General features: G+C 67.8%; 18 protein-coding genes, 1 tRNA gene and 1 riboswitch. Of the genes, 7 read left to right on the forward strand and 12 right to left on the reverse strand.

Annotated features, from left to right (window positions below; translation table 11 throughout):
• Position 1: 1 nt before the first annotated feature.
• Positions 2-2,749: a PEP/pyruvate-binding domain-containing protein gene (locus J1902_RS13690; protein WP_207616870.1), complete on the reverse strand. Its 2,748-nt coding sequence runs from the start codon at positions 2,747-2,749 to the stop codon at positions 2-4.
• A 21-nt stretch (positions 2,750-2,770) separates the two neighbouring features.
• On the reverse strand, positions 2,771-3,805 hold the full coding sequence (locus J1902_RS13695; RefSeq protein ID WP_207616871.1) for a universal stress protein: 1,035 nt from the start codon (positions 3,803-3,805) through the stop codon (positions 2,771-2,773).
• A 389-nt stretch (positions 3,806-4,194) separates the two neighbouring features.
• Here J1902_RS13695 and J1902_RS13700 point away from each other — a divergent pair, with 389 nt between their 5' ends.
• On the forward strand, positions 4,195-4,866 hold the full coding sequence (locus tag J1902_RS13700; protein ID WP_207616872.1) for an NAD(P)/FAD-dependent oxidoreductase: 672 nt from the start codon (positions 4,195-4,197) through the stop codon (positions 4,864-4,866).
• 112 nt (positions 4,867-4,978) lie between these two features.
• Here J1902_RS13700 and J1902_RS13705 read toward each other — a convergent pair whose 3' ends face one another.
• Entirely contained in the window at positions 4,979-5,728 is a 750-nt protein-coding gene (locus J1902_RS13705) for an NlpC/P60 family protein (RefSeq protein ID WP_207616873.1), read from the reverse strand.
• 3 nt (positions 5,729-5,731) lie between these two features.
• Positions 5,732-5,899, reverse strand: a riboswitch (cyclic di-AMP (ydaO/yuaA leader).
• Positions 5,900-6,127: 228 nt separating this feature from the next.
• A complete protein-coding gene (locus J1902_RS13710) occupies positions 6,128-6,769 on the reverse strand; it encodes a copper resistance CopC family protein (protein WP_207616874.1) in 642 nt (213 codons plus the stop codon).
• 114 nt (positions 6,770-6,883) lie between these two features.
• On the opposite strand from J1902_RS13710, the gene J1902_RS13715 reads away from it, so the two are divergent.
• The 5 genes from J1902_RS13715 to J1902_RS13735 all read left to right on the forward strand — a co-directional run bounded on the left by J1902_RS13715 (position 6,884) and on the right by J1902_RS13735 (position 14,934).
• The gene (locus J1902_RS13715) at positions 6,884-8,326 is read left to right on the forward strand and encodes an NCS2 family permease (RefSeq protein WP_207616875.1); all 1,443 of its coding nucleotides are present in this window, start codon (positions 6,884-6,886) and stop codon (positions 8,324-8,326) included.
• A gap of 70 nt (positions 8,327-8,396) precedes the next feature.
• Positions 8,397-9,362 (forward strand): formimidoylglutamase, encoded by a 966-nt coding sequence (gene hutG / locus J1902_RS13720; RefSeq protein ID WP_207616876.1) that lies wholly within the window; start codon positions 8,397-8,399, stop codon positions 9,360-9,362.
• Between the two features lie 119 nt (positions 9,363-9,481).
• Positions 9,482-9,552 (forward strand) — tRNA-Cys (locus J1902_RS13725).
• A 134-nt stretch (positions 9,553-9,686) separates the two neighbouring features.
• Positions 9,687-14,609, forward strand: coding sequence for an NAD-glutamate dehydrogenase (locus J1902_RS13730; protein WP_207616877.1), 4,923 nt, complete (start codon positions 9,687-9,689; stop codon positions 14,607-14,609).
• A 103-nt stretch (positions 14,610-14,712) separates the two neighbouring features.
• The gene (locus J1902_RS13735) at positions 14,713-14,934 is read left to right on the forward strand and encodes a hypothetical protein (protein ID WP_207616878.1); all 222 of its coding nucleotides are present in this window, start codon (positions 14,713-14,715) and stop codon (positions 14,932-14,934) included.
• Positions 14,935-15,064: 130 nt separating this feature from the next.
• On the opposite strand, the gene J1902_RS13740 is transcribed toward J1902_RS13735, so the two are convergent.
• The 8 genes from J1902_RS13740 to J1902_RS13775 form a co-directional block, all read right to left on the reverse strand.
• Positions 15,065-15,313 carry a hypothetical protein gene (locus tag J1902_RS13740; protein WP_207616879.1) on the reverse strand — a complete coding sequence of 83 codons (249 nt, stop codon included), beginning with the start codon at positions 15,311-15,313 and terminating at the stop codon, positions 15,065-15,067.
• A 194-nt stretch (positions 15,314-15,507) separates the two neighbouring features.
• A complete protein-coding gene (gene hutH, locus J1902_RS13745; RefSeq protein WP_207616889.1) occupies positions 15,508-17,100 on the reverse strand; it encodes a histidine ammonia-lyase in 1,593 nt (530 codons plus the stop codon).
• A gap of 8 nt (positions 17,101-17,108) precedes the next feature.
• Positions 17,109-18,839 (reverse strand): urocanate hydratase, encoded by a 1,731-nt coding sequence (gene hutU, locus J1902_RS13750; RefSeq protein WP_207616880.1) that lies wholly within the window; start codon positions 18,837-18,839, stop codon positions 17,109-17,111.
• A gap of 218 nt (positions 18,840-19,057) precedes the next feature.
• Positions 19,058-19,864: an IclR family transcriptional regulator gene (locus tag J1902_RS13755; RefSeq protein ID WP_207616881.1), complete on the reverse strand. Its 807-nt coding sequence runs from the start codon at positions 19,862-19,864 to the stop codon at positions 19,058-19,060.
• A 261-nt stretch (positions 19,865-20,125) separates the two neighbouring features.
• Complete coding sequence (locus J1902_RS13760) at positions 20,126-22,138, reverse strand: ALF repeat-containing protein (RefSeq protein WP_207616882.1); 2,013 nt, start codon at positions 22,136-22,138, stop codon at positions 20,126-20,128.
• Between the two features lie 133 nt (positions 22,139-22,271).
• The gene (locus tag J1902_RS13765; protein ID WP_207616883.1) at positions 22,272-23,243 is read right to left on the reverse strand and encodes an NAD(P)-dependent alcohol dehydrogenase; all 972 of its coding nucleotides are present in this window, start codon (positions 23,241-23,243) and stop codon (positions 22,272-22,274) included.
• Entirely contained in the window at positions 23,240-23,488 is a 249-nt protein-coding gene (locus J1902_RS13770) for a helix-turn-helix transcriptional regulator (protein ID WP_207616884.1), read from the reverse strand. Before J1902_RS13770 ends, J1902_RS13765 begins: the two co-directional genes overlap by 4 nt.
• Entirely contained in the window at positions 23,482-23,907 is a 426-nt protein-coding gene (locus J1902_RS13775; RefSeq protein ID WP_207616885.1) for a hypothetical protein, read from the reverse strand. Before J1902_RS13775 ends, J1902_RS13770 begins: the two co-directional genes overlap by 7 nt.
• 227 nt (positions 23,908-24,134) lie before the next feature.
• Here J1902_RS13775 and hutT point away from each other — a divergent pair.
• The coding region (gene hutT / locus J1902_RS13780; protein ID WP_207616886.1) for an L-histidine transporter HutT at positions 24,135-25,319 on the forward strand (1,185 nt) is incomplete at its 3' end.

The following is a 25,319-nucleotide window of genomic DNA, read 5'->3' on the forward strand; positions in this document are numbered from 1 at the left end:
GTTACCCCGGCTCTTCCAGCGCCGGCTCTTCCACGCTCGGTTCCTCCACGCTCACCGTCCCCGCGGCGCCGTCCACCGTGGTTCGCTGGCCTGTGGTGATCCGTGCGGTGGCGTCCGGGACACCCACCACGGCCGGGATGCCGTACTCGCGCGCCACCACGGCGCCGTGCGAGTTCGGCCCGCCCATCTCCATCACCAGCCCGCTGGCCGTCAGGAACAGGGGCGTCCAGCCGGGGTCCGTGGATGGTGCCACCAGGATTTCGCCCGGTTCCAGCCGCGCCCCCACCGGGTCCAGGATGACCCGCGCCGGGGCGGTGACGAGACCCGCCGACGCCGGGCTGCCGCGGAGGGCTCCCTCGCCCGCCGGCCCGCCGGGCTGCCTGACCGCTTCGGGCTCGGTGCCGTCGGACAGCAGGACCCGGGGAATGTGCCGTCGCCGGAGCTCGAGCCCGTAGGCCTCCTTGCGTTCCGCCACGCGTTCGTGTTGGTCCGCGCCGTCGAGTGCCGCGTGGGCGTCGTCGAGGTCCAGGAAGAAGATGTCGTCCGCCCCGGCGATCCTGCCCGCGGCCGCCAGTTCCTCCCCGACGATGGCCAGTTGCTCCCGTGCCGCAGCAAGGCCGAGCACGAGGTTGAACTTGGGGAGCTCGCGCATCCCGGCGAAGCGGCGGGTGCGGTCCAGGGCAAGCCGGACCACCGTGGCGTGCAGGGGGCTCCTGCTCCGGGCCCGGGCGACGAGGCGGGCCACCTGCTCGTCCGCTTCCCGGGCACCCTTCTCAAACTGTTTGTCCGGCGCCAGCGCGGGATCGTCCAGGCGGAGGTAGTTGGCCAGGACGCCGATGATGTGGGTGGGGTCGCCAGACCAGCGCGGCATGCCGACGTCGATTTCGGCCACGGCGCGGTGCCCGTAGCCGGCCAGGAAGTCCGCCAGCCCCGACTGCGCGACGCCGGGCAGCCCGCCGTCGCGGTACTGCCGGGCCAGCTCTGCTGCCGCTTCGGCAGCGAAGGAGGCTGCGGCGTCGGGGTCTTCGCGGATCCGGACGGCAAGCTGCCACAGCGCCAGGTCCATTTCCGTGGTGACGTTGTTCGGAAGCCCGCGGAGGACAGTCTGCAGTTCATCCGGCGGGGCCTGCTCGCCCAGGATCTTTCGCACTAGTGCCAGCATGGCGAAGCCCAGAGCGGGAAGGGGCAGGATCCGGGGCACGGTGGCGAACAGTTCCTGGCCAAGGATGCGCTGGACGTGCTCCAGCCGTTCCCTGGCCGAGGCCCCGCGCGGCACGGCCAAAGTTTCGCGCAGTTCGCTGCCGACGCGCTCCGCCCGGCGTTGGGCCGCGTCCGGGCGGAAGAGGCCGCGCAGCAGCGTTTCCGGGACGCGGAAACGTGCCGCCACCGGGGCCACGTGCCGGATCAGTGGCAGCGGGGTCCTGTTGGTGACCGGGAAGCGGGGATCGTCGAACAAACCGCGCAGCAGCATGGCGGAGCGCGCCTCCATGACGTCGAACACCCGGGGCACGATGGCGCGCCCCACGGTGCTGCGGGCCACGGCCGTGAGGTCGAAGAAGATCCGCTGCCCGGCCTCGTAGTAGGGCGACGGGCCCTTGCGGGGCTCCGGCACGGCGAACCGCGCGGTGCGCGCCACGGAGGAGGCGATCAACCGCACGCCGGCAAGGCCCATGGGCGTCAACGGCCGGGTGAGACCCTGGGCCAGGCTGAAATTCAGGAACGCATGAGTTCTGGGCGTAGCGGGCTTCCGCGTGGTCTGCGGATACAGGGTGGTGACGGGCCGGGCCTGCGTGAGCCACAGCGTGCCTTGGACGTCGATGGCCCATTCGGTGTCCTGCGGCGTACCGTAGTGCTCCTCGACCCGCTGGCCGAGGGCGGCCAGCGCCCGGACGCGGGAGTCGTCGAGGCAGGCGTCCGCTTCGGCCGGGGTTCCCGCGCGTTCGATCCGTTCGGTGCCGCCGCCGGGAACCGGGCGGATTTCCACGGTCCTGTCCCCGATCCGGCGCTCCAGGATGACCCCGGTGAGAGTGTCCACCACGAAATGGTCCGGATTTACGGCTCCCGAAACCACTGCCTCGCCCAAGCCCGGGCTGGCATCGATCACGGCCTCGCGCCTCCTGCCGGTCACGGGGTTGGCGGTGAACAGCACCCCCGCCGTTTCGGCGTCCACCATGCGCTGGATGACGACGGCGAGCGCCACGGCGCCGTGGTCGATCCCGTTGGCGGCACGGTAGCTGACGGCCCGGTCCGTCCACAGCGAGGCCCAGCACTGGCGCACGGCGACCAGCACGGGGTCGATCCCCATCACGTTCAGGTAGCTGTCCTGTTGCCCGGCGAAGCTCGCGAAAGGGAGGTCTTCTGCCGTGGCCGAGGACCTGACGGCCACGGGGATCCCGTCCCCCAGCGCAAAGTAGGCCGAACGGACGGCTTCCTCGATGTCCGCCGGGATCCCGGCGTCGAGCACCAGGATGCGGGCCCGGGTGGCGAGCTCGGACAGCTCCCCAACGTTTTCCGGTGCGATGTCCTGCAGCGCGCTGAGGACCACTTCCAGGCCGGCAGGGGCCATGGCCCGGCGGTACGCCTCCGTGGTGAGGCAGAAGCCGGGCGGCACGGGCAGCCCGGCGGCCGTCAGTTCGCCAAGGTTGGCGGCCTTGCCGCCCACCTCCGCCAGCATGTCCGCGTGGATGCTGCCGAAGTCCAGGATGAGCCCGGTTCCGGCGGGCCGCCGGCCTGGTTGCGGGTTCTCCATCGCGGGAAGGCTTGCCTGGTTCTAGGCTGCGCCGAGGAACGGCCCGAACGTGGCGCGGTCCGCCAGCCGGGGATCCTCACGGTCCGGCACCACCAGCACGGGGCCCTTGGCATGGTGCAGCACGCCGTCCGAGGTGGAGCCAAGCAGCATCCCGGTGAATCCGCCGCGGCCGCGGGTCCCGAGGACCACCAGCTCAACACCCCGGCTGGCCTCCACCAACACGTCCACGGGCGAACCGTCCAGCAGCTGCGCTTCAACGTTCAATTGGGGGTAGTGGCTCTGGATCCAGGCAGTGCCGCCGTCCAGTTGGACGCGGATGTCCTTGAACAGGGCCTCGCGGTCCAGGGGGGCCGGTACCCAGGCGAGGGAACCGCTGTACTGGGGCACGGCGCAGATGACCCGCAGGGTGGCCCCCATGCGTTCCGCCTGCGCGGCGGCCTCCAGGACAGCCACGCGGGCCTGTTCGGAGCCGTCCACGCCGACGGCCACGACGTTTTCCACGGTCCGGGGGCCGTCCTTGGCGTGCTCGGCCTTGATGTGCCTGTCATCCGTGCTTTCACCGAGCCGGTCCGCGCAGTACAGCGGGACCGTCACCGTGGGGCATTTGGAGTGCGCGGGCAAAGCGCTGCTCACGGAGCCCAGGAGCCGGCCCACGAAGCCGCCGCGGCCGCGGGTACCGAAGACCAGCAGCTGGGCGGAGCGGGACAGGTCCAGCAGCACCCCGGCGGCGTCGCCGTTCTCCACGGAGGCGTCGACGTCGATGTTGTAGCCGGAGACCTTGTCCATGGCCTGCTTGACGATTGCCTCGGCGCCGTCGCGGATGACCGAATCGTCCACGGTGGCGTAGCCGCCGTCCAGCCCGGACGCCGCGAAGATGGGTACCGAGTAAGCCGTCACGATGTGCAGCGGCAGCTGGCGGCGCTCGGCTTCACGGGCAGCCCAGACCAGGGCGCACTGGCCGTGTTCGGAACCGTCGACGCCGACGACAATGCCGCCGGGCTCAACGGCAGGATCACCGCCCATTGGTCCCTCAACGTGTTTGCCGTGCTGGTCCATGGGGCCCGCCTCCTTGCACTACTGCCTGATGTTGCGGCTATTCTGCCAGAGGCCTCGCCTGCGGACCGGATCGCGCCGGGGAATCGTGAGGGTTTGTCCTCCAATCCCCACTATTCTCGGTTGCCCGGGACGAATCAAGACGGCTCCGTGCTATGTGGACAAGCCCCTGCGCCGATCGAAAAGCGGACGGATTTACGCTCCAGATGAACATCTGGAAACGCTGCGCGCGGAGGCTATCCAGCACCGGAAAAGTTCTGTAGTGTTCGATGCACCGAATGGCCGGCAAGGGTGCTGCAGAGCACTCCCGGCCATTTGTTGCGGCCGTTTTGGGGACCCGGACGCATCGCCAGCGCTGCCATCGCAGTAGAACCGAAGAAGGGTCCCAGCAAGTGTCAAACACGCCTGTCTCCGGCACGGAACACACCACCACCGTGGTGATCGGCGCCGGCCTGTCCGGTCTGGCTGTGGCCAGCGAGCTCAGCCGCTACGGGGTGGGGTCGATCGTGGTTGATGGCCTGGACATCCTCGGCTCTTCGGTCCTCTCCAGCTCCACTGGGCTCCTGCCGCGGTGCGACATTGCGGATCCCGCCTCCCTGCAGGAACGCAGCGAGATCATGCGGCACCTGCGCAACTATGCGGCCAGCCACAGCCTCGACGTGCGCAACAATACCCGGGCCGTGCGCCTGGATCTGATCGGCGACACTGCCGCCGCCCGGTTCGACGCCGGGCTGGAGCCCAGCGTGCCAGGCTGCCCGACGCGCCAGTGGGCAGTCCACACCGCGCAGGGCGTGCTGTTTGCGGACCACATCGTCGTGACGCGGTGCGGGCAAAGCCAGCTCCGCCGCATGCTTGCCGATCTCGGAATCGCCCTTGGCCAGAATTTCGTCGCGGCCATGCGCGCCATCGGCATGCACCTGGTTGGCGTCGGCGAGCTCATCACCCCCACCCCGAAGGAAGTCCTGCGGCAGGCAAAGGTGGTGGGCCAGGCGATCTCCGCCAAGGTCTACCCGGACAGCGTCCAGGCAGCCCTCACCGGCAGCTTCGCCGCCGTGCCGGCCTGAGTCTGGCCGGCCGGCTGAACATTCGAAAAAGGACCGGTGTTCCTGAGCCCCCAAGGCTCAGGAACACCGGTCCTCTTTGTTGCCGAGTTGGCGTGCCGGACGGCGTCTGCTGTTAGGCGCCGGCGCGGACGAACGTGATGGGGCCGGTGGCGGTCAGCCAGCTGATCGGGTGGATGGCCGTCTGGTTGCCGTTGAGGCCGCCACTGAGGGCCTGGCCGTTGCCGATGTAGATGGCGACGTGGCCGGACTGGACGATCATGTCACCGGGCTGCGGATCGCTGACCACTCTGCCGTAGTTTAGGAACTGCATGGGACCCAGGTCGCCCACGTGGATGCCGGCCGAGCCCAGGGCCCGCTCCACCATGGCGGTGCAGTCTTGGAAGATGCCGATCTGCGCGTAGGCGGAGGCCACCATGGCGGCGTTGATGCTGCCGGCCGGAGCTGCTGCAGCCGGTGCCGGTCCCGCTGCGCGTGCCGGTGCTGCGGCGGCGACGGGGGCCTTGGCGACCGGTGCCGGCGCTTCGACGACGGGGGCGGGCGCCTCAACAACAGGAGCTGCCTGGGTAACCACGGCAGGACGCTCGAAGGAGACGGTGGCGGCGGCGGTGGCTGCAACGGGCTGGGTGGTCTCTACGACCGCCTCCGGGGCAGCTACGGGAGTGCTGGACTCCAGCTGGGCCGGGGCCTCTGCTGCGTGGGCGGCGAGGCTGCCCGCGAGCACGAGGCCCGATGCGGCAACGATCACTGCGGCCTGCCGGCCTGCACCTGCAGCGCCGCCGGCAACTGCCTTGGAGATGGAAACAAACGGATTGGGGCGTACATTGGACGCGCCCCGGCGCGCATGAAAATGGCGTGAAGACATGAAAGAGCCTCTCCCAATGCCTGCGAGGTTAGCTGTCGGATTCGGATGGGAGTCACCCGGCCGCAGCCCCGCTGACAGCGGAAGGCGTGCGGCTTCACCCCAAGACCGGCTCGAAAGCGGTCCAAAATGGGTTCCCCGTCTCTGCCGGTACGTGTTTTGCGAACGGATCCCGGTCTGCGGCAGAGCTAGGCAATCAGCCGGGAACGCCTGTCGAAGACAACAGGCACGCCCTCAACGGTACGTGAGCGGTGCGTGAAAGTCACATTTGAGTAACAACACATGTCGATTGCGCGTGTTGCAGTAGCCAAATCGAGACCGGCGAACTCCCCCACCCAAGTAAGTCGCATTTGATGTCGTTTTGGACCCTCAAAACGACTCCAAAACGACACCTACTGCTACCTAGTTGGGGTGGATTTCGTCCGTGGCGTCCCCGGTTTCGTCAGCACCCTCGCCGCCGCGGCCCAGTTTCCGGCGTGCCGTGACACCCAGGAACACCAGCAGGCCGGCGGCCACCACGGCGAAGCCCACGATGCTCCACGGGAAGGGCTCTGAGGCGTCCGGGGTGCTGCCCGGCGCCGGGGTCGACCCCGGCGCCGCCGTGCCGGCCGAGGGGACCATCGCGGACGGCGAGCTGCCGGCAGTGGCGGTTCCCGGCGTCGTGCCTGCTGCGGTGGCGGTGAAGCTGAAGGTTCCCTCGATGGGGTGGGAATCGGCGCTGACCACGCGCCAGACCACCGTGAAGGCACCCGCCGGCGCGCCAGGGCGCAGCTTCTGGGTCGCCACGTTGTCCACGATCTCGACGGCGCCGTCCGCCCAGTTTTCGCCGCCGGCGTTGACCGTGATCCCCGAGCCAATGGCCAGCGGCTTGTTGCTGAAGGTGACGGAGACCGACGCCGGGACAACAGCAACGGTGGCACCGTTCGCCGGAGCGGTGGACTCGGCGAGGTCGTGGGCCGAAGCCGGGGCTGCGGAGAACAGCACTGCCGCGGCGAATGCGAGAACAGCGAGGACGGCGGCCAGAGGCGGGCGGATGGTACGCATGGGGCGGTGACTCCTAGTGTTGGCTTCCTTACAGACTAGGCGAATCTCCCGGTCGGCAGATCCGGCCGGGCATAGGATTTGAGGGCAAACTCCCCCAATCCCCGGAGACAATCCATGCTTAAGCAGGGTTCCGCCCTCGACCGCTACTTCAAGATTTCCGAACGCGGCTCCACCTACTCGCGGGAAATCCGCGGCGGCTTCGCCACGTTCTTCGCGATGAGCTACATCGTGGTCCTGAACCCGCTGATCCTCTCCGGGGCCGACTCCAGCGGCGCGTCCCTGGGGTTCACCGCCGTTGCCGCCACCACGGCCTTCGTGGCCGGCGTCCTGACCATCCTGATGGGCGCCTGGGCCAAGCACCCGTTCGCCGTGGCCACCGGCCTGGGCGTCAACGCCTTCGTGGCCGTCACCGTTGCCTCGCACCCGGGCCTGAGCTGGCCGGACATGATGGGTCTGGTGATGATTTCCGGCACGACCATGCTCATCCTGGTGCTCACCGGCTTCCGCACGGCCGTCTTCAAGGCCGTTCCCGAAGCGCTGAAGACCGCGATCGTGGTGGGCATCGGCCTGTTCATCGCCCTCGTCGGCCTGGTGAACGCCGGATTCGTCCGCCGCCTCCCCGACGCCGCCGGCACCACGGTTCCGCTGGGCCTCGGCGTGGACGGCAAGCTGCTCGGCTGGCCGACGCTCGTGTTCGCCGTCGGCCTGGTCCTGACCATCGCCCTGGTGGTCCGCAAGGTCCGCGGCGCCATCCTGATCGGCATCGTTGCGTCCACTGCGCTGGCCGCCGTCCTTGAGTTCACGCTGCACATCGGCCCGAGCTTCGACGGCAAGAGCTACAACCCGCGCGGATGGTCCCTCGTGGCACCCAGGCTCTCCGAATGGGGAGCTCCGGACCTGTCCCTCCTTGGCAAGGCCAACCCCTTCGGCGCGTTCGAACACCTCGGCTTTGTCGCGGCCACGCTGCTGGCCTTCGTGATCCTGCTGAGCATCTTCTTCGACGCCATGGGCACCATGGTGGGCCTGGCCAACGAGGCCGGAAACGTCGACGAGCATGGCAACATCCCCAACGTCGACCGCGTCCTGCAGGTGGATGCCCTCGGCGCAATTGTCGGCGGCGGCGCGTCCGTCTCCGCCAACCAGATCTTCGTGGAGTCCGGCGCCGGCATCGGCGAAGGCGCCCGGACCGGCCTCGCCTCGATCGTCACGGGCGCGCTGTTCATGGTGGCCATGTTCTTCACGCCGCTGGTCAACCTGGTGCCGTTCGAGGCCGTGGGCCCGGCCTTGGTGGTGGTGGGCTTCATGATGGTCTCCCAGGTGGGCAAGATCGACTGGCAGGACTGGGGCGTGGGCATCCCGGCGTTCCTGACGATCGCCCTCATGCCCTTCACGTACTCGATCGCCAACGGCCTGGGCGCCGGCTTCATCTCCTACGTCCTGATCCGCACCTTCCAGGGCCGGGCGCGGGACGTCCACCCGCTCATGTGGGCCGTGGCCGGTGCGTTCCTGCTGTTCTTCGGCATCGGATCCGTGGAAGAGATCCTTGGCATCAAGTAGGTCTGAAATCCCAGACACCCCGCAGGCGGCGGCGCTGGTTTTTGCCCGCCGCCTGTTGTGTGCTTGAACCATGGAAACCAGCGCCTTCTCCGCAGATGTCCGCCCCGCGCCCTGGACCGGCCGCTTCGACGGCGACGGCGACGCCCACCGCCGCTGGTGGCAGGCCATCGCCCCGCACACCCCGGCGTCCGCGGACGGCGCCACCCGGCCCGCCGTCGTCGTGGGTTTCTGCAGCGATGAAGGCGTGCGGCGCAACAAGGGCCGCACCGGTGCCGCGGCGGCCCCGGCCGCCATCCGCGCCGCGCTGGGTCCGCTGGCGTACCACCTGGACCGTTCGGTGTTCGACGCCGGCGACGTGGTGGTTGACGGCGGCTCACTGGAGGCGGGGCAGGAGCGCGCCGGACGCGCCGTTTCCGGGCTGCTCGACGCCGGCAACCTCACCGTGCTGCTGGGCGGCGGGCACGAGACCGCCTTCGCCAGCTACCTGGGCGTAGCGGGTTCCGCGGCCGTGCGTGGTTCCGAAGCAGCGCCCGGCAAGCGCCTGGGCGTGCTGAACCTTGACGCCCACTTCGATCTGCGCGACGAGCCGGTGCCCAGCTCCGGCACACCGTTCCTGCAGATGGCCCGCGCGGAAGCCGCCGCGGGACGCGGACTGAACTACGCCGTCGTCGGGATTTCCGAGCCGAACAACACCCGCACGCTCTTCGACACCGCGGACCGGCTGGGCGTGAAGTACCTGCTGGATGAGGACTGCTCCGCCGGGGCCGTGGAGGAGTTCGTCGCCGGGTTCCTGGCGGACATCGACGTGCTGTACCTGACGATCGACCTCGACGTGCTGCCGGCGTCGGTGGCCCCGGGCGTGAGCGCCCCGGCCGCGTACGGCGTGCCCCTGCCGGTCATCAGCGCCGTGTGCCGGCAGGTGGCCGCGAGCGGGAAGCTGCTGCACCTGGACGTGGCCGAGCTGAACCCGGACTTCGACATCGACTCCCGCACGGCCAAGGTGGCGGCCCGGCTGGTGAACACCCTGCTGGCGTAGGGGCGCTGCCCGCATAAGGCGCGTCACGCCAAGCAACCCGGCGCAACCCGGCTCAACCCTGGGCAACCCGGCGAAACCGTTCTTGGAGCGCGCCCAGCGGCCTGCCTATTCTCGATGCACGTGGTGTACCCAAGAGGCCAGGGAGCTGCCTGCAAAGCAGCGCACGCGGGTTCGAATCCCGCCACCACGTCTCTGGCCGGCCATGGCTTGCTTGTCTCCGCGGGGGTGGACTGCCTGCCCTGCGCCAGCCATCATGAAAGGAGGCGCAAGGTTTCGCCGACCGCATTAGCACGGCCGCTCTTTGCGCGGTGGAGGCGCAGCGACATGTCACCAAGGATCGAGCCCGCGGACCACGCCGGCGGATCCGCGCAGGCCGGCGAATCCATCCGAACCGCGGACAGGTTCCTGACCGACTATTACGAGCACGTGGCCGACGACGATGTCCGCAACTACACGGCGGATACACTCCTGGAGCGGGCACGGTACCACCGATCGCTGGCGGAGCGGCGGACTCCCGGTCAGGCCGTAATCGGCGTACTGAACGAGGCCGATGCCAGCCTCGTTGCGATCGTCACCGACGACATGCCCTACCTGGTCCCGTCGGTCACCGCGGAAATCGCCAGGGACAACGCCTCCATCCGCATCCTGGTCCACCCCACTTTCATCGTCAGCCGGGATCCCACAACCCACGCGCTGACGGACGTCCGCCGCGGACCGCTGCGGACGGGACTGCCATCCGGCGTCGACCTTCATGCGCAAGCCACGCCTTCCGTGCCCTCCGCCCCCATGCACCACGGCGACGGCGGACCGCTCACCGAGGCTTGGATCGCCGTCGAGATTTCCCGGCTTCCGGACGAGGCGAGCGCAGACCGCCTCGTCGAGCGCCTGCAGACCGTCCTGGGTGATGTCCGGGCCGCGGCGGAAGACACGGCAGCCATCCACGAGGAATTGGCGGGCGAGGTCCGCGGCCTGGAGGAGCTCTCGCAGACGGTCCCTGCAGCGCGGGAGGTCCAGGAGTTGCTGCGCTGGCTGGACGACGGGAATTTCGCGTTTCTGGGATACCGCGGCCGGCGCGGACTGGGACTGCTCCGGGACACGGCGGACGCTTCGCACCACGAACCCGCCACTGCCACGAATCCTTCCATGGGGACGGGAACAGCGCCGGTGCTGACCCTCACCAAGTCCACCCTCCGCTCCACCGTCCTCCGCCGGGCCTACCTCGACGAAATCAGCCTGGCCACGGTTAATAACGACGGCACACGCATCGGCGAGCGCACCTTCGTTGGCCTCTTTGCTCCCAGCTCTGCCTCCCGTTCGGCCCTCCAGATCCCCGTCATCCGGAACACCGTGGATGAAGTGCTGCGGACGTTCGGCTACTCGCCCACCTCGCATCACGGCAAGGAACTCCTGGCCGTGCTGGAGGCCTATCCCCGCGACGAACTGTTCCACATTGATGCGGGCCAGCTGGCCGGGCACGCGCGCGACATCCTGCGCCTCCAGGAGCGCCACAGCACCAGATTGTTCCTACGCCTGGACTCGCACGGGCGATTCATGACCGCGCTGGTCTTCCTGCCGCGGCACCGCTACAGCACGGCCGTCCGGCTCAATATTGAACGCGAACTGCGGGAGGCCTTCGGCTCCGACGCCATCGAGTTCGAGCTTCGCCTGGGCGAATCCGCCATGGCGCGTGTTTTCTTCCGGGTCCTGCTGCCTGGCGAGGGCCTGTTGCCTAGCGGGGGAGCGGCCGCCGTCGTCGATTCTGCGGTGCTGGAGCAGCGGATCATCGCCGCCACAAGATCCTGGGCGGAAGGCCTGGACGAGGCGCTGCAGGCAAGATTCCCGGCGGACAAAGCCTCGCGGCTGTCCCGGGAATGGGCCACCGCCTTCCCGGCCAGCTACAAAGCCGACTACGACGTGGAAGACGCGGTTGAGGACATCGTCCGGTTTGAGAGCTTCGGACCCGGGGTGGAGGTCGACACCGCAGACCCGCTGCTGACCGTGTACCGGCGCCCTGGGACTGCGGTCCTGGCCGAGGACGCACGGATCCGGCTCTATTTGACGCGGCCGCAGAGCCTCACCCAGATTTTGCCGTTCTTCCATAACCTGGGCCTGAAGGTCCTCGACCAGCGTCCGTTCGATGTGCAGCGCGCCGACGGCCGGTCCTTCTTCCTCTACGACCTCGGGCTCCAGTACCCGCGCGGGGTAGATCCCGTGGGCACCGGCGAGCTGCTGGCCGGCTCATTCTGTGCCGCGATGCGTGGTGACATGGAGTCGGACGCCTTCGATGCGCTCGTGATCCGGGAGCGGATCGACTGGCGGCGGACAACAATCCTGCGAGCGTACGCGAAGTACCTCCGGCAGTTGGGGAGCACCAATTCGTACGGATTCATCGCGGACACCCTCCGCGAGAACGTCCGGGCAACCCATGCGCTGCTTGCCCTGTTCGAGACGAAGTTCGATCCCGACCGCTTTGATCCTGACCTTTTCGATCCTGACCTGCTCCAGCCGAATCTCTTGGAAGAGGGCAGCAGGTTCAACCGCCGGGCCCGGGCCGTCGAGGCTGCCCGCAAGGAGCTGTCGGAGGCCATCGACGCCGTCCCGGTCCTCGACGCTGACCGCCTCCTGCGGCAGTTGGCGAGCCTGGTGGATGCCACGCTGCGCACCAACTTCTACCTGAACAAGCCGTACGTGAGCTTCAAGCTCAACCCTTCCATGGTCCCGGCCGCGCCGGCGCCCCGGCCACAGTTCGAAATCTGGGTCTACTCACCACGCGTTGAGGGCGTCCACTTGCGCTTCGGCGCCATCGCCCGCGGTGGCCTGCGCTGGTCCGACCGCCGTGAAGACTTCCGCACGGAAATCCTGGGACTCGTGAAGGCCCAGACGGTCAAGAATGCCGTCATCGTGCCCACCGGAGCGAAGGGCGGCTTCTACCCCAAGCACCTCCCGGACCCCGCCGAATACCGGGCGGCATGGCTGGCCGAGGGCCAGGAAAGCTATCGGATCTTCATCCGCGGGCTGCTGGACCTCACGGACAACCTGCTTGCGGATCCCGACGGCGGGACGAACGGACGTGTGGTTCCGCCGCCACGGGTCGTGAGGCACGACGGCGACGACTACTACCTCGTGGTGGCCGCGGACAAAGGTACGGCGACGTTCTCCGACATCGCCAACGCGCTGGCGGCGGAGTACGGATTCTGGCTGGGGGATGCCTTCGCTTCGGGCGGATCGGTGGGCTACGACCACAAACAGATGGGCATCACCGCCCGCGGCGCCTGGGAGTCCGTGCGGCACCACTTCAGCGAACTTCTGATCGACTCCCGCACCGAGGACTTCACGGTGGTGGGCATCGGCGACATGAGCGGCGATGTGTTCGGCAACGGCATGCTGCTCTCCAGCCACATCAAGCTGGTTGCTGCCTTCGACCACCGGCACATCTTCCTGGACCCCACGCCCGATCCGGCGGTGTCCCATGCCGAACGGGCGCGGCTGTTCAAACTCCCGCGCTCGTCCTGGGCCGACTACGACCCCGGCAAGCTCAGCCCCGGCGGAGGGGTGTTCTCCCGGCTGGAGAAGTCGATCGGCATCACCGACCCCGTCCGCCTCGCCTTGGGACTGGCGGAAGGCACGACGGCGATGTCCCCGCCTGAGCTGCTGAGGGCCGTCCTCATGGCCCCGGTGGACCTGCTGTACAACGGCGGAATCGGCACCTACGTCAAAGCCACCACTGAGTCGCATGCCGACGTCGGAGACAAATCAAACGATGCCATCCGGGTCAACGCCGCCCAGCTCCGCACCCACATCATCGCCGAAGGCGGCAACCTCGGCATCACCCAGCGAGGCAGGATAGAGGCGGCGCTGGGCGGGGTCCTGCTGAACACGGACGCAATCGACAACTCTGCCGGCGTGGACTGTTCGGACCACGAAGTGAACATCAAGATCTTCCTCGACCGAATGATCGCCGCAGGCAAGATGTCTGTTGAGGAAAGGACGGGCTTCCTGCACTCGCTCCGGGACGAAGTGGGCCGGCTCGTGCTGAAAACCAACGTGGACCAGAACGTCCTCCTGCTCAACGACAAGCAATTGGTCCTCAAATGGAGCCCGAGCTTCGAGCGGACCATGGAGTGGCTGGACTCCGCCACGGACCTTGACCGTAAGCTCGAAGGCTTGCCCACCACGGAGGAGCTGAAGGCACGCGTCGAAACCGGAATGGGGCTGACCACGCCCGAACTCGCCGTCCTGGCGGCGTATGCCAAGATCGAGCTGGCGCGCGAACTGACCGAGGGCGGGCTGGCGGACGAGCCATGGTTCTCGCAGACGCTGCACGAGTATTTCCCCCGCCAGCTCTCCGAGCGGTTCGGCGACGATCTCGCCACGCATCCCCTGCGGCGCCAGATCGTGGCCACTGTGGTGGCCAACGACATGATCAACCTCGGCGGCATAGCCTTCGCTTTCCGTGCCATGGAGGAAACCACGGTTTCCGCAGCCGCGGTGGCGCGCGGATTCGTGGTGATGCGCCATCTTTGGGACTTCGACTCAGTCACTGAGGCCTTGGCCCAGCTGCCTGCCAGCCTCCCCAGTGAGCACGGATGCGCCGTGGCGTTGGACATGAGGCGGCTCCTCGACCGGTCCACCCGCTGGTACGTCACCCACGATTTCCGGGACAAGCCCATTGCCGATGCCTTGGCCCGGTTGGAGCAGCCCATGTCCCTCATGCGGGCCAATTTCACGAGCTTCCTGCACGGCATCAACCTGAACCATGCCCTGAAACGCCTCGCCCACACTGACTCCGTCGGACTGCCCCATGCCTTGGGAATCCGGGCCTCCGAGCTCCTGGTCTGCTACGGGCTTCTGGACATTTGCGCGATAGCCGAGGAACTGCAAGAACCCGTGGAGACCGTGGCGGAGGTCTACTTCGCCGTCTTCGAACGCATCTCGGCCGTACCACTGCTGGAGCACATCACCATGCTTCCCCGTGATACCCATTGGGAGGCGTTGGCGCGGGCCGCGCTGCGGGACGACATGTACCTGGTCCTGGCCGACATGACCAAAGCCGTGGTCCGGCACACGCCCCGTTCCTCGGAAGCAGCAGCAGAACCGGTGGAGCGGATCATGGACTGGGAACGCGGAAACATCGAACAACTCGCCCGCATCCAGGACACCATCAAGGAGGCCATCAAGCCAGGTCCGGTGGATATCGCGGCACTGTCCGTGGCCGTGAAACTCCTCCGTGCCACCGTGCGGCGGTGAGACCCAGGTCACCAGCCTGCCAGTCATCTTACAAATATTCCGGACAGAGGTCCTATGATTGATGGGTCGCCCTCGAAGGCGGCAAGCAATAGGAGGCTCCCCAATGACCGCCGTATCCACCTTGGAACGCGAAATCCGTTTGTCCTTTTCCCGGGCCGACGAGATCCACGACGGCCTCGACCGCGCCGTCGAATCCCTCATCGAGACCGCAGCACAGGACGCCGCCTGCGGCATCCTGGTGACGCGCCACGATCCGGGCACATACACCGTTGCCCTGGACGAATCCGTGCCCTTCGGCCAGACCCGCGAGGCCATCGCCGCCTGATCCCCGAGTTCCACGCAAAAAACCGGGGCTTGTTCGCAATTCCCGCCCTACAAAGTGCGGTATTGCGAACAAGCCCCGGTTTTTTTGGTGCCTCAGTCTTTCGGTTTCCAGTCTATCCGGCTGGCGTAAGCTACGCCCGGCGCAGCACCACGCCGTCGGACTTCATGAAGAGCTGCTTGGCGGCCTCGTCGGCGCCGGGCCCCGCGGGTTCAAGCCACACCACGTTGCCGCTGACCGAGACCTCCTGCACCGCCCCGGCTGCGATCACATGTGCGTGTTTGAGGACTTCGATCCGCTCCCCCACCTTCAAGGCTCCCCAGTCGGAAACCGTGGCGGACTGTGCGATTCGCTTGGACAGGACTGCCACGCGTGCCTTCATTGAACCTCTACCCCTTTGTGGATGTTCTCTGTATGGATTTGTATGGACGGTTGCCCGTCAAGCCCACGACACCGTTGGCGTGGACGTGACGTACACCATAAGTTCTACTACATTTGCCACGCCCCGGAGACTGCGTTGCGAACAATTTCCGGGGCGTGACAAATCTGCTCAGCGAATGAGCGCTTTATTCGGCGTCAGGCCAGAATCCCGACGGCGGATTCGGCGGCCGCGCGGACCTCACCGGAGCCGACCAGGCGGTCGGCCGCTTCCAGTTCCGGGGACAGGAACCTGTCGGTTCCCGGACCCTGGACCACTCGGCGCAGCACCTCGATCACCGCTGCACCCGCCGGGCCCGGCGTCAGTTCGCCGTCGGACAGCTGGGTGCGCATGTCGATGGCTCGGGCGGACGCCACCAGCTCCACGGCCAGGACGCGGCGGAGGTTCTCCACGGCCTTGCGCAGCTTCCGGGCGGCGTGCCAGCCCATGGAGACGTGGTCTTCTTGCATGGCGGAGCTCGGGATGGAGTCCACCGACGCCGGAACGGCCAGGCGCTTGTTGTCCGAGACCAGGCCGGCCTGGGTGTACTGGGCGATCATCAGGCCGGAGTCCACACCGGGATCGTCGGCCAGGAAGGCCGGGAGGCCGTGCGAGCGGGCCGGGTCCAGCATGCGGTCCGTGCGGCGCTCGGCGATCGAGGACAGGTCCGCGACGGCGATCGCCAGGAAGTCCAGCACGTAGGCCACGGGGGCGCCGTGGAAGTTGCCGTTGGAGGACACCCGGCCGTCCGGGAGGACCACCGGGTTGTCGATGGCCGCCGCGAGTTCGCGCGAGGCCACCAGCTCTGCGTGGGTGATGGTGTCGCGGACGGCACCGGCAACCTGCGGGGCGCAGCGCAGCGAGTAGGCGTCCTGGACCTTGGTGTCGCCCTCACGGTGCGAGGCCACAATCGGCGAGTTGGAGAGCACGCGCAGCATGTTGTCCGCGCTGGCAGCCTGGCCCGGGTGCGGGCGCAGGGCGGCGTGCAGCTCGGGCAGGAACACCTGGTCCGTGCCGAGCAGCGCCTCGACGCTGAGCGCGGCGGTGATGTCCGCCGTCGTGAGCAGCATTCGCAGGTCCGCGATGGCCATCAGGAGCATGCCGAGCATGCCCTCGGTGCCGTTGACCAGCGCCAGGCCTTCCTTCTCCGCGAGGGTGACCGGCGCGATGCCGTGCTCGGCGAGGAGATCCGCGACGGCGGGACGGCCGGCGGTGCCGTAGAGCTCGCCGTCGGGGCCCGTGGCCTCGCCTTCGCCCATGAGGACGAGGGCGCAGTGGGACAGCGGGGCGAGGTCGCCGGAGCAGCCGAGCGAGCCGAATTCGCGGACCAGCGGGGTGATGCCGGCGTTGAGGACGTCCACCATGGTCTGCAGGACCACGGGGCGCACACCGGTGCGGCCGGATGCGAGCGTCTTGGCACGCAGGAACATGATGCCGCGGACCACCTCGCGCTCCACGGCCGGGCCCATGCCGGCGGCGTGGCTGCGGATGAGCGACTTCTGCAGCTGGGTGCGCAGATCGGTGGGGATGTGGCGGTTGGCCAGGGCACCGAAGCCCGTGGAGATGCCGTAGGCGGGGACCTCGCTGTGGGCGAGGCCGTCAATGTGGGCGCGGACCTTGGCCACCGTGTCCAGGGCTTCCTGGGAGATGGTCACCTTGGCGTCGTGGCGTGCGACGGCGACGACGTCTTCCGGCGTGACGCCGCTGGAGCCGAGGATCACCGTTTGGTTGCTGAGGGATGTTGCTGTGATGGTCACTGTTACTTGCCTTCGTTCATCGGGATGCGGACGCCGCGTTCGGCGGCGACTTCGACGGCGCGGTCATAGCCGGCGTCGACGTGGCGGATGACGCCCATGCCGGGGTCGTTGGTCAGGAGGCGCTCCAGCTTCTGGGCCGCGAGGTCCGTGCCGTCGGCGACGGAGACCTGGCCGGCGTGGATGGAACGGCCGATGCCGACGCCGCCGCCGTGGTGGATGGACACCCAGGTGGCACCGGAGGCGGTGTTCAGCAGGGCGTTCAGGAGCGGCCAGTCGGCGATCGCGTCGGAGCCGTCGGCCATGGCCTCGGTCTCGCGGTACGGGGAGGCCACGGAACCCGAGTCCAGGTGGTCGCGGCCGATCACGATGGGCGCCTTGACCTTGCCTTCCTTGACGAGCTGGTTTAACAGCAGGCCCGCCTTGGCGCGCTCGCCGTAGCCCAGCCAGCAGATGCGGGCCGGCAGGCCCTCGAACTCCACGCGCTCCTGGGCGGCGTCGATCCACTTGTGCAGGTGCGTGTTCTCCGGGAAGAGTTCCTTGATGGCCGCATCCGTGACGGCGATGTCTTCCGGGTCACCGGACAGGGCCACCCAGCGGAACGGGCCCAGGCCCTCGCAGAAGAGCGGGCGGATGTAGGCCGGGACGAAGCCCGGGAACTCGAAGGCGCGCTCGTAGCCGCCCTTGCGGGCTTCGTCGCGGATGGAGTTGCCGTAGTCGAAGACCTCGGCGCCGGCGTCCTGGAATTCCACCATGGCCTGCACGTGGCGGGCCATGGAGGCCTGGGCCTTCTTGGTGAAGCCTTCGGGATCGGCCTCGGCCTCGCGGTGCCAGTCCTCCACGGTGATGCCCTCGGGCAGGTAGGACAGCGGGTCATGGGCGGAGGTCTGGTCGGTGACGACGTCGATGGTCAGCTCGCCGGCCTTGTGGCGGCGCAGCAGCTCGGGGAAGACCTCGGCGGCGTTGCCCACGTAGCCCACGGACCAGCCGCGGCGCTCTTCCTTGGCCTTCTGCACCTTGGCGATGGCGGCGTCGAGGTCGGTTTCGACCTCGTCCAGGTAGCGCTTGCCCGCGCGGCGGCGCAGTCGGGACTCGTCGACGTCGACGATCAGGCAGGCGCCGTCGTTCAGGGTGACGGCCAGCGGCTGGGCGCCGCCCATGCCGCCGCAGCCGCCCGTGAGGGTCAGGGTGCCGGCCAGCGGGCCCTCGGTGGAGCCAACAGCTGCGGGTGCCGGGTGGCGGCCCTCGGCGGCGAGCTTGTTGCCGACGGCGGCAAAGGTTTCGAAGGTGCCCTGCAGGATGCCCTGCGTGCCGATGTAGATCCAGGACCCGGCCGTCATCTGGCCGTACATCATCAGGCCCTCGGCCTCGAGGCGGCGGAACTCGGGCCACGTCGCCCAGTCGCCCACGAGGTTCGAGTTGGCCAGCAGCACGCGCGGCGCCCACTCGTTGGTGCGGAACACGCCCACCGGCTTGCCCGACTGCACCAGGAGCGTCTCGTCCTTCTCCATGGTCTCCAGGGTGCGGGTGATGGCGTCGAACGCGGCCCAGGACCGGACAGCACGGCCCGTGCCGCCGTAGACCACCAGGTCATCCGGGCGCTCGGCCACCTCCGGGTCCAGGTTGTTCATGAGCATGCGCAGCGGGGCCTCGGTCTGCCAGGACTTGGCGGTGAGCTCGGTGCCGCGGGCGGCCTTGACCGGGCGGGCGCCGGTGGTGAAATCTGCGGGTGCCATGGTGACTCCTTCGTCGTGTGGAAAGTCGGGTGGGAATTGCTTCTGTCTCTACTAAAGCCCCTTTAGGGGGCCCCCGGAATGGCTTTTGGAAGGGTGCTGTCCGGGATTACAGACCCGCCCTCCTCCCCCAACTAGGTAGCAGCAAGTGTCGTTTTGAGAACTCATAACGACACTTGCTGCTACCTAGTCGGGGTGGGTCCGCAGGCGCTGGGGCAGCGTTACTGGGCCGGCCGGCCGTGGAGCCGGACCGAGAGTTCGTCGGCGGCCTTCTGGATGCGAGCAGCCAGCACCGGCCAGTCCTCGGCCTGCAGCTTCTCCTCCAGGAACGTGACGGCGACGGCCGCCGTCGGCCAGCCCAGGTGGTCGGTGACGGCGGCGGCGATCGAACCGAAACCGGGCGTCACTTCGCCGTGCTCGGTGGCGAAGCCGCGCTGCCGGACCTGGTCCAGGTGGGAGGACAGGGCGGAGTACTTCATGATGGGCGATTCCGTCTCGTGCCGGGCCGTGAAGGCGGCAGCATTCGGATAGAGCGCCCGCACCTGGGACTTCGGGAGGGCGGCCAGGATGGCGCGACCGCTGGCGGTGAGGTGGCTGGGTAGGCGGACCCCGACGTCGGTCACCAGGGACGGGCGGTTTTTCGCGCGTTCCTCGACGATGTAGAGCACGTCCCGGCCATGCAGCACTGCAAGGTGCGCGCTCTCGCCGATCGAATCCACGAGGGCGGCCAGTAAGGGGCGGCCCAGTCTGGACAGGGGCTCCTGGCGCGAATACGCGGAGCTGAGCTCGAAGGCGCTGATGCCCAGGCCGTAGCGCTGCTCCTCATGCAGGTGCAGGACGAAGCCATTGGCCTCCATGACCCCCAGCAGGTGGTAGACGCTGGACCGGGGCAGGCCCAGCGCGGTGGCAATGTTGGAAGCCGCCATGGGCCCGCGGCGGGAGGCCAGGAGCTTCAGGATGCGCAGGGTGTTTTCCGCTGCGGGGACCTTGGAGGTGGCTTTGCCTGGTGTAGGCGGCTGTATGGTCATGGCTCCTCATCGAGTACACGGGTGGCGGCGGTTTGCGGCACTGCCCCGGAACGCGGCACCGACCATCAGTGCGGCATGTCCGGGATCCCGTACTTAAGCGTGCGCCGCGCGCAATGCCTCGGAAGGACCATCAGAGCACATAGTTGTCTGCAATGCCAGACTCCATCAAGGAGGGGCCGCGGCTCAAGATCCACCCATCCTGGAAACGCGTCCGTCTTCCAACCCGCGTATTGACTGGCTACCGCGGCAGCCACGTGGCCCTTAGGCTTTGGCCTTGCGGCGCACGACGGACGTGATGGCGCCGGCCGCTGCAGCAACCAGCGCCACGATCAGCCCAATGGTCCACCAGTTCAGTTCAGAGGACGTACTGACCAGCGGGCTGGCGGATTCCGGGTTTTGCCCTTCCACTGCCACGGCGTCACTCGGCGTTGCGGGAATGGCAGGCGGGGCTTGGACGGTCGGCAGGCCACCGGGAAGCGCTTCAGCCTCGGGTGCGGAGCCAGTTTCGGCAAGTACGACGGCGGGAGCAGACGCAGGGGGCCACGGCACCACCGCGGGGGCTGCTTCGGCCGATTGGGATGCATCGACCAGCGGGGCGGCTTGACCCGAGCTGCCTGCACCAGCCTGCCGCGCGGCTTCAGCAGCCTTGGCCGTGTCGGCCGCCGTGCGGGCGTCGAGCTCTGCTTGGTCGGCGATCCGCGCCAGTTCGGCGATCATGGCGTCGATCCGCGCCACGTGCGCCGCCGTCGCCGCGTCCCGCTCCGCTGCGGCAAAGCGTTCGGCGGTGGCGAATGTTTGGAGGCCAGCCCGGCTGCCATCGAGCGCCACGCTCGCGGCGGCCCGAAGCTCCTGGCCGTCGGATTCCAGAAGGTACGTGGCCAGAATGGCGTTGTCCAGATGCTGCGCGCTGGCAAGTCCATACTCGAGGAAGTACCTGACCTGGGCCGGGTTGCCCGAGGCAAGGGCGCCCTTGGCAGCCTCATCTACGCGGTCGCCATCGCCGTCGATGGACTGGAAAACCCGCTGGCGGTCGTCGACGAGAGAAGGCTCGTTCCGCTTCAGGACCTCCGGGTAGTTGGCGATGAAGGATTTGATCACGGAGTCGCCGCCCAGGAGGGCAGCCTCGGCAGCCTCCTTCACCTCAGGGCCGCCAGTGAGCGCCAGATCCAAGGTGGCCTGGCGGGCTTCTTTGATGTGCGCATCCAGATCGACTCCAGGCACAGTCAGCGTCGCCAGCAGCCCTGGTAGTTCAAGAGCCGCCTCCCCATAGGCGGCCTTGGCGCCCTCGTCTGCCGCGATTTCGGCATTGTCGATTGCCCGCTCCGGCATGGCCTGCGCAGAGCGGAAGTCACGCTCGTCAACCAGCCGGGCAGTGTCCGCCGTCCGCGCCGTGGCGGCAGTTGTCCGGGCAAGCGCGACGGCGGTCCCCGCCCGTTGCGCGAAAGCCGCGGGGTCGCTGGGTCCGGAGGCTGCGTCGGCTTTAACCTGCTCCAGAAGCTTGACGACCGCCGCGGTTTCCGTGTCGCGATCCGCGGCCACGAATTGGCCATAGCGGAGGAAGGCAGCAACGGTGTCCGGGTCATTCGCATCGAGGGCGGCCTGCGCTCCAAGACTGACGCTGGCGGAACCGGATTCGATCAGCTGATATGTAGCGATCCTGTCCTCGAGTTCTGCGGTCCCCTTCCAGCCGTAGAGCACGAACTTCTCAACCGCGGCACCGCCCGCGTCGAGGCTGGCGGATGCGGCCCGCCGGATCCCCGGGACAGCCGAGTCCAGGAAGTACGTAGCGGTGATACGCAGGTCCAGCTGCCAGGAATTGGCCCAGCCCTCAGCAAGGAACTTGTCGATCGCCGTCGGATCCGTTGCCGAGGCAGCCAGGATCTTTGTGGCGGAAGCGCGCACATGCGCGCTTCCGCGCTCCGTCAGCTCGGTGACCAACTGCTTGCGGTCAGCCTGCAGCGCGACGTCCTGTCCGGCGTCGCCCCATGCTCCTGCGTGGAGGAACTTGTCCAAGGCCTCCACGCCACCCACCAGAGCAAACTTCGCCGCCGCGCGCGTGGCCGGGCCACCCGTCCTCCACAGCTCAAGGACACCGGCAGCGTCTTCCGCACGTTCCAGGAACGGCACAGGAGCCGACGAGGCGTGCGGAAGCGCGAAGGCCGGCATGTCGTAGGCGTGGGCAGGGGCGACGAACAGGAGCGATGCCGTGCCGATCACCGAAACGGCAACAGCAGCAGTCCAACGGCGTCGCGCACGACGGAACGCAGAGATCAAGAATTCCCCCAAAGAAAGCGAATCAGCGCGCGGCATCTGCAGGCAAAAGGGTGCGCGGCGACGCCCGTCCGGAAAACTCCGGAGCTGTCTGCGGGAAGTCTATATGAGCTTTGGCCATCGTCTGGACCGCGCCTCAAACAGTGACTACCACCTTCCCGTGGGCGCCTCCCCCGCGCATGTACCGGATGGCGTCCGGCGCCTCGCCCAGGGGGAAGACCTTGCCGATGGCCGGGACGACCTTGCCGGCCTCGATCAGCTCCGCCAGGACCCGCAGGTCCGCCTGTCGTTCCAGGGATATCAGTCCGCGCAGCTTCTGGCTCACGAACAGGGAGAGGAGGGGAGCCCGGAGCGCCCGGTCGAAGCCGCCGAGCCAGCGGCCACCGCCCTCACCGCCGACGATCACGAGTGTCCCGCGGGGAGTGAGTGCGCGCCGGAGTTTCGAGAGCGGGCGGTTGCCGGCGGTATCGAGGATCAGGTCGTAGCGTCGCGCCCCGTCCACCACATCTTCGCGCGTGTAGTCGATGACGTCCCCGGCGCCAAGCGAGCGCACAAGATCCGCCTTGCCGGCGCTGCATAGACCCGTCACCTCGGCGCCGAACGCCTTCGCCAGCTGCACGGCGAACGATCCCACGCCGCCGCCGGCACCGATGACCAGGACCTTCTGGCCTGGCTGCACGTTCCCGCTGTCGCGGAGGCCCTGGAGGGCGGTGACGCCGGAGATGGGCACGGCCGCGGCCTGTTCGAAGCTGAGGTTCGCCGGCTTCAGGGCGAGCTTGTCCTCCCGGGCACACGCGAACTCGGCGAAGGACCCCCCGCAGGTACCGAACACTTCGTCGCCGGGCCGGAACTGCGTCACGTCCGGGCCAACGGCCTCCACCTGCCCTGCGACTTCCCTGCCCCGGACGCGGTCCTTGGGCCTGCTGAGCCCGGAGCCCGCCGCGCGGGCCAGATAGGGCAGGCCCGTCATGAGGTGCCAGACGCCCTGTTCGACGCCGGCCGCACGGACGCGGATGAGGACCTCGCTGGCGCCGGGCACCGGTTTGTCGATGTCCTCGAGCCTGAGCACCCCGGCCTCGCCGTAGTTGTCCTGAACGATTGCTTTCATGGCGTTTCTCCTTCGCTGTCCGGGAATTCGCTGTCCGGGTACTGGAACACCTCGTCAAGCGGCACGTTGAGCACGCGGGCGATTTGGAATGCCATCTCAAGGGAGGGCGAATACCTACCCTGTTCGATGGCGATGATGGTCTGGCGGGTCACGCCGATGCTGTCCGCGAGCTGCGCCTGGGTCATTTCCCCGCTGGCGAAGCGGAGGGCGCGGATGGAGTTGGTGACGCGGGTGGGCTTCACCATGGCTGGAACCCCCTCCGGTAGGCGACGATCTTGGCCACGGAGCCAAGGATTGCGGACAACACGAACGCCAGGTAGATCGCGTTGGCGATCCAGAAGTGGCCGAACTCAGCCATTGCCATGAGGAGCGCCGCCACCGCACCGATGACCACGATCGACTGGCCGATGTATTCGCCGAAGCGGTAGATCTCCTTGTCGCGCTGGTCCTTGCCCGCGTCCTTGGGCGAGGCGATCCGGATCAGGATGTGGAGCACGATGGACACGGCAATGGATGCCCCGATGGTCCACAGCATCGGAGCCACATAGGGGACCTCGGCGAGCGGAGCACCCGCGGCCATCCCGAAAACGATGACGAGGTAGGCCGCATACGTACCGGCCGCGAGCACACCCATGATCCAGGCGCTCTTCTCTTCGAAGGACATTTTCCGCTCCCGTGTAAAACAAAGCTGACATTGGCAATGTAAAACTTATCTGACATCACGTCAAGAGTCTTTGACTTTTCGCCACCGGCCGCCGGCGAAGCGCCCGTCAAGCAGGCTTCTCATCGTCTGAGAACCGAGACAGTGATGTGCCGTGAGGCCCATCACAACGGGCCCGGAAATGGTCTGCTGGTTAACGATCCCCCTCCCAATGACGAGAAGGTATTCGTATGCAGCAATCCCCAACAGCCGTCAGGACGCCCGCGGTACGGGCCGTCGACGGCATGGTCGAGACCGTTCTCAACCGCGGCCTCAACGTCCGCCACATCCGCTTCATGGCCCTCGGCTCAGCCATCGGCACGGGCCTCTTCTACGGCTCCGCTTCCGCGATCCAGAAGGCCGGCCCCGCCGTGCTCCTGGCGTACATCATCGGCGGCGCAGCCGTATTCATGGTGATGCGCGCCCTGGGCGAGATGGCCGTCCGCCACCCCGTCTCCGGCTCCTTCGGCCAGTACGCCAGCCGCTACCTCGGCCCCTTCGCCGGTTTCGTGACGGGCTGGACGTACGTCTTCGAAATGGCGATCGTGGCGATCGCCGACGTGACGGCCTTCGGCATCTACATGGGATTCTGGTTCCCGCAGGTGGACCGCTGGATCTGGATCCTGGCCATCATCCTGTTCCTGGGCGCCATGAACCTACTCAGCGTCAAAGTGTTCGGCGAGCTCGAATTCTGGTTCTCGCTCATCAAGGTGGTGGCGATCATCGCCATGATCGCGGGCGGCGCGGCGATCGTGGCGTTCGGCTTCCAAGCCGGCGACGGCGGCGGCGTGGCACCGGGGTTGGGGAACCTCGTCAACCACGGCGGCCTGTTCCCGAACGGTTTCGAGGGCCTGCTGGCCGCGTTCGCCGTCGTGATGTTTGCCTTTGGCGGGATCGAAACGATCGGCGTCACAGCAGGTGAGGCCGCGAACCCCAAGAAGGTCATCCCGCAGGCCGTCAACACCGTGCCCGTGCGCGTACTTCTCTTCTATGTGCTGACCCTGGGCGTGCTGATGAGCCTGTTCCCGTGGAATGAGATCGGCAGCAACGGCAGCCCGTTCGTGCAGATCTTCGATGGCCTGGGCATCCCGGCGGCCCCGCACATCCTCAACGCCGTGGTCATCACGGCCGCACTGTCCGCCATCAACAGCGACATTTTCGGCGCCGGCCGCATCCTCTTCGGCCTGTCCCGGCAGGGGCATGCGCCCAAGAGCTTCGGCAGGGTCTCCCGGCACGGCGTCCCCTGGATGACCGTGGTGATGATGGGCGGCATCCTGCTGGTGGGGGTTGTCCTGAATGCCCTGATCCCGAAGGACGTGTTCGTGCTGATCGCCTCGATCGCCACCTTCGCCACGGTATGGGTGTGGGTCATGATC

This window comes from Arthrobacter cavernae (assembly GCF_017368795.1).
GTDB lineage: Bacteria > Actinomycetota > Actinomycetes > Actinomycetales > Micrococcaceae > Arthrobacter > Arthrobacter cavernae.

Bases quoted from the DNA above. Each gene is read 5' to 3' on its own strand.
- J1902_RS13690 (WP_207616870.1), bottom strand. From the start codon at position 2,749: ATGGAGAACCCGCAACCAGGCCGGCGGCCCGCCGGAACCGGGCTCATC.
- J1902_RS13695 (WP_207616871.1), bottom strand. From the start codon at position 3,805: ATGGACCAGCACGGCAAACACGTTGAGGGACCAATGGGCGGTGATCCT.
- J1902_RS13705 (WP_207616873.1), bottom strand. From the start codon at position 5,728: ATGTCTTCACGCCATTTTCATGCGCGCCGGGGCGCGTCCAATGTACGC.
- J1902_RS13710 (WP_207616874.1), bottom strand. From the start codon at position 6,769: ATGCGTACCATCCGCCCGCCTCTGGCCGCCGTCCTCGCTGTTCTCGCA.
- J1902_RS13715 (WP_207616875.1), top strand. From the start codon at position 6,884: ATGCTTAAGCAGGGTTCCGCCCTCGACCGCTACTTCAAGATTTCCGAA.
- hutG (WP_207616876.1), top strand. From the start codon at position 8,397: ATGGAAACCAGCGCCTTCTCCGCAGATGTCCGCCCCGCGCCCTGGACC.
- J1902_RS13730 (WP_207616877.1), top strand. From the start codon at position 9,687: ATGTCACCAAGGATCGAGCCCGCGGACCACGCCGGCGGATCCGCGCAG.
- J1902_RS13735 (WP_207616878.1), top strand. From the start codon at position 14,713: ATGACCGCCGTATCCACCTTGGAACGCGAAATCCGTTTGTCCTTTTCC.
- J1902_RS13740 (WP_207616879.1), bottom strand. From the start codon at position 15,313: ATGAAGGCACGCGTGGCAGTCCTGTCCAAGCGAATCGCACAGTCCGCC.
- hutU (WP_207616880.1), bottom strand. From the start codon at position 18,839: ATGGCACCCGCAGATTTCACCACCGGCGCCCGCCCGGTCAAGGCCGCC.
- J1902_RS13755 (WP_207616881.1), bottom strand. From the start codon at position 19,864: ATGACCATACAGCCGCCTACACCAGGCAAAGCCACCTCCAAGGTCCCC.
- J1902_RS13765 (WP_207616883.1), bottom strand. From the start codon at position 23,243: ATGAAAGCAATCGTTCAGGACAACTACGGCGAGGCCGGGGTGCTCAGG.
- J1902_RS13770 (WP_207616884.1), bottom strand. From the start codon at position 23,488: ATGGTGAAGCCCACCCGCGTCACCAACTCCATCCGCGCCCTCCGCTTC.
- J1902_RS13775 (WP_207616885.1), bottom strand. From the start codon at position 23,907: ATGTCCTTCGAAGAGAAGAGCGCCTGGATCATGGGTGTGCTCGCGGCC.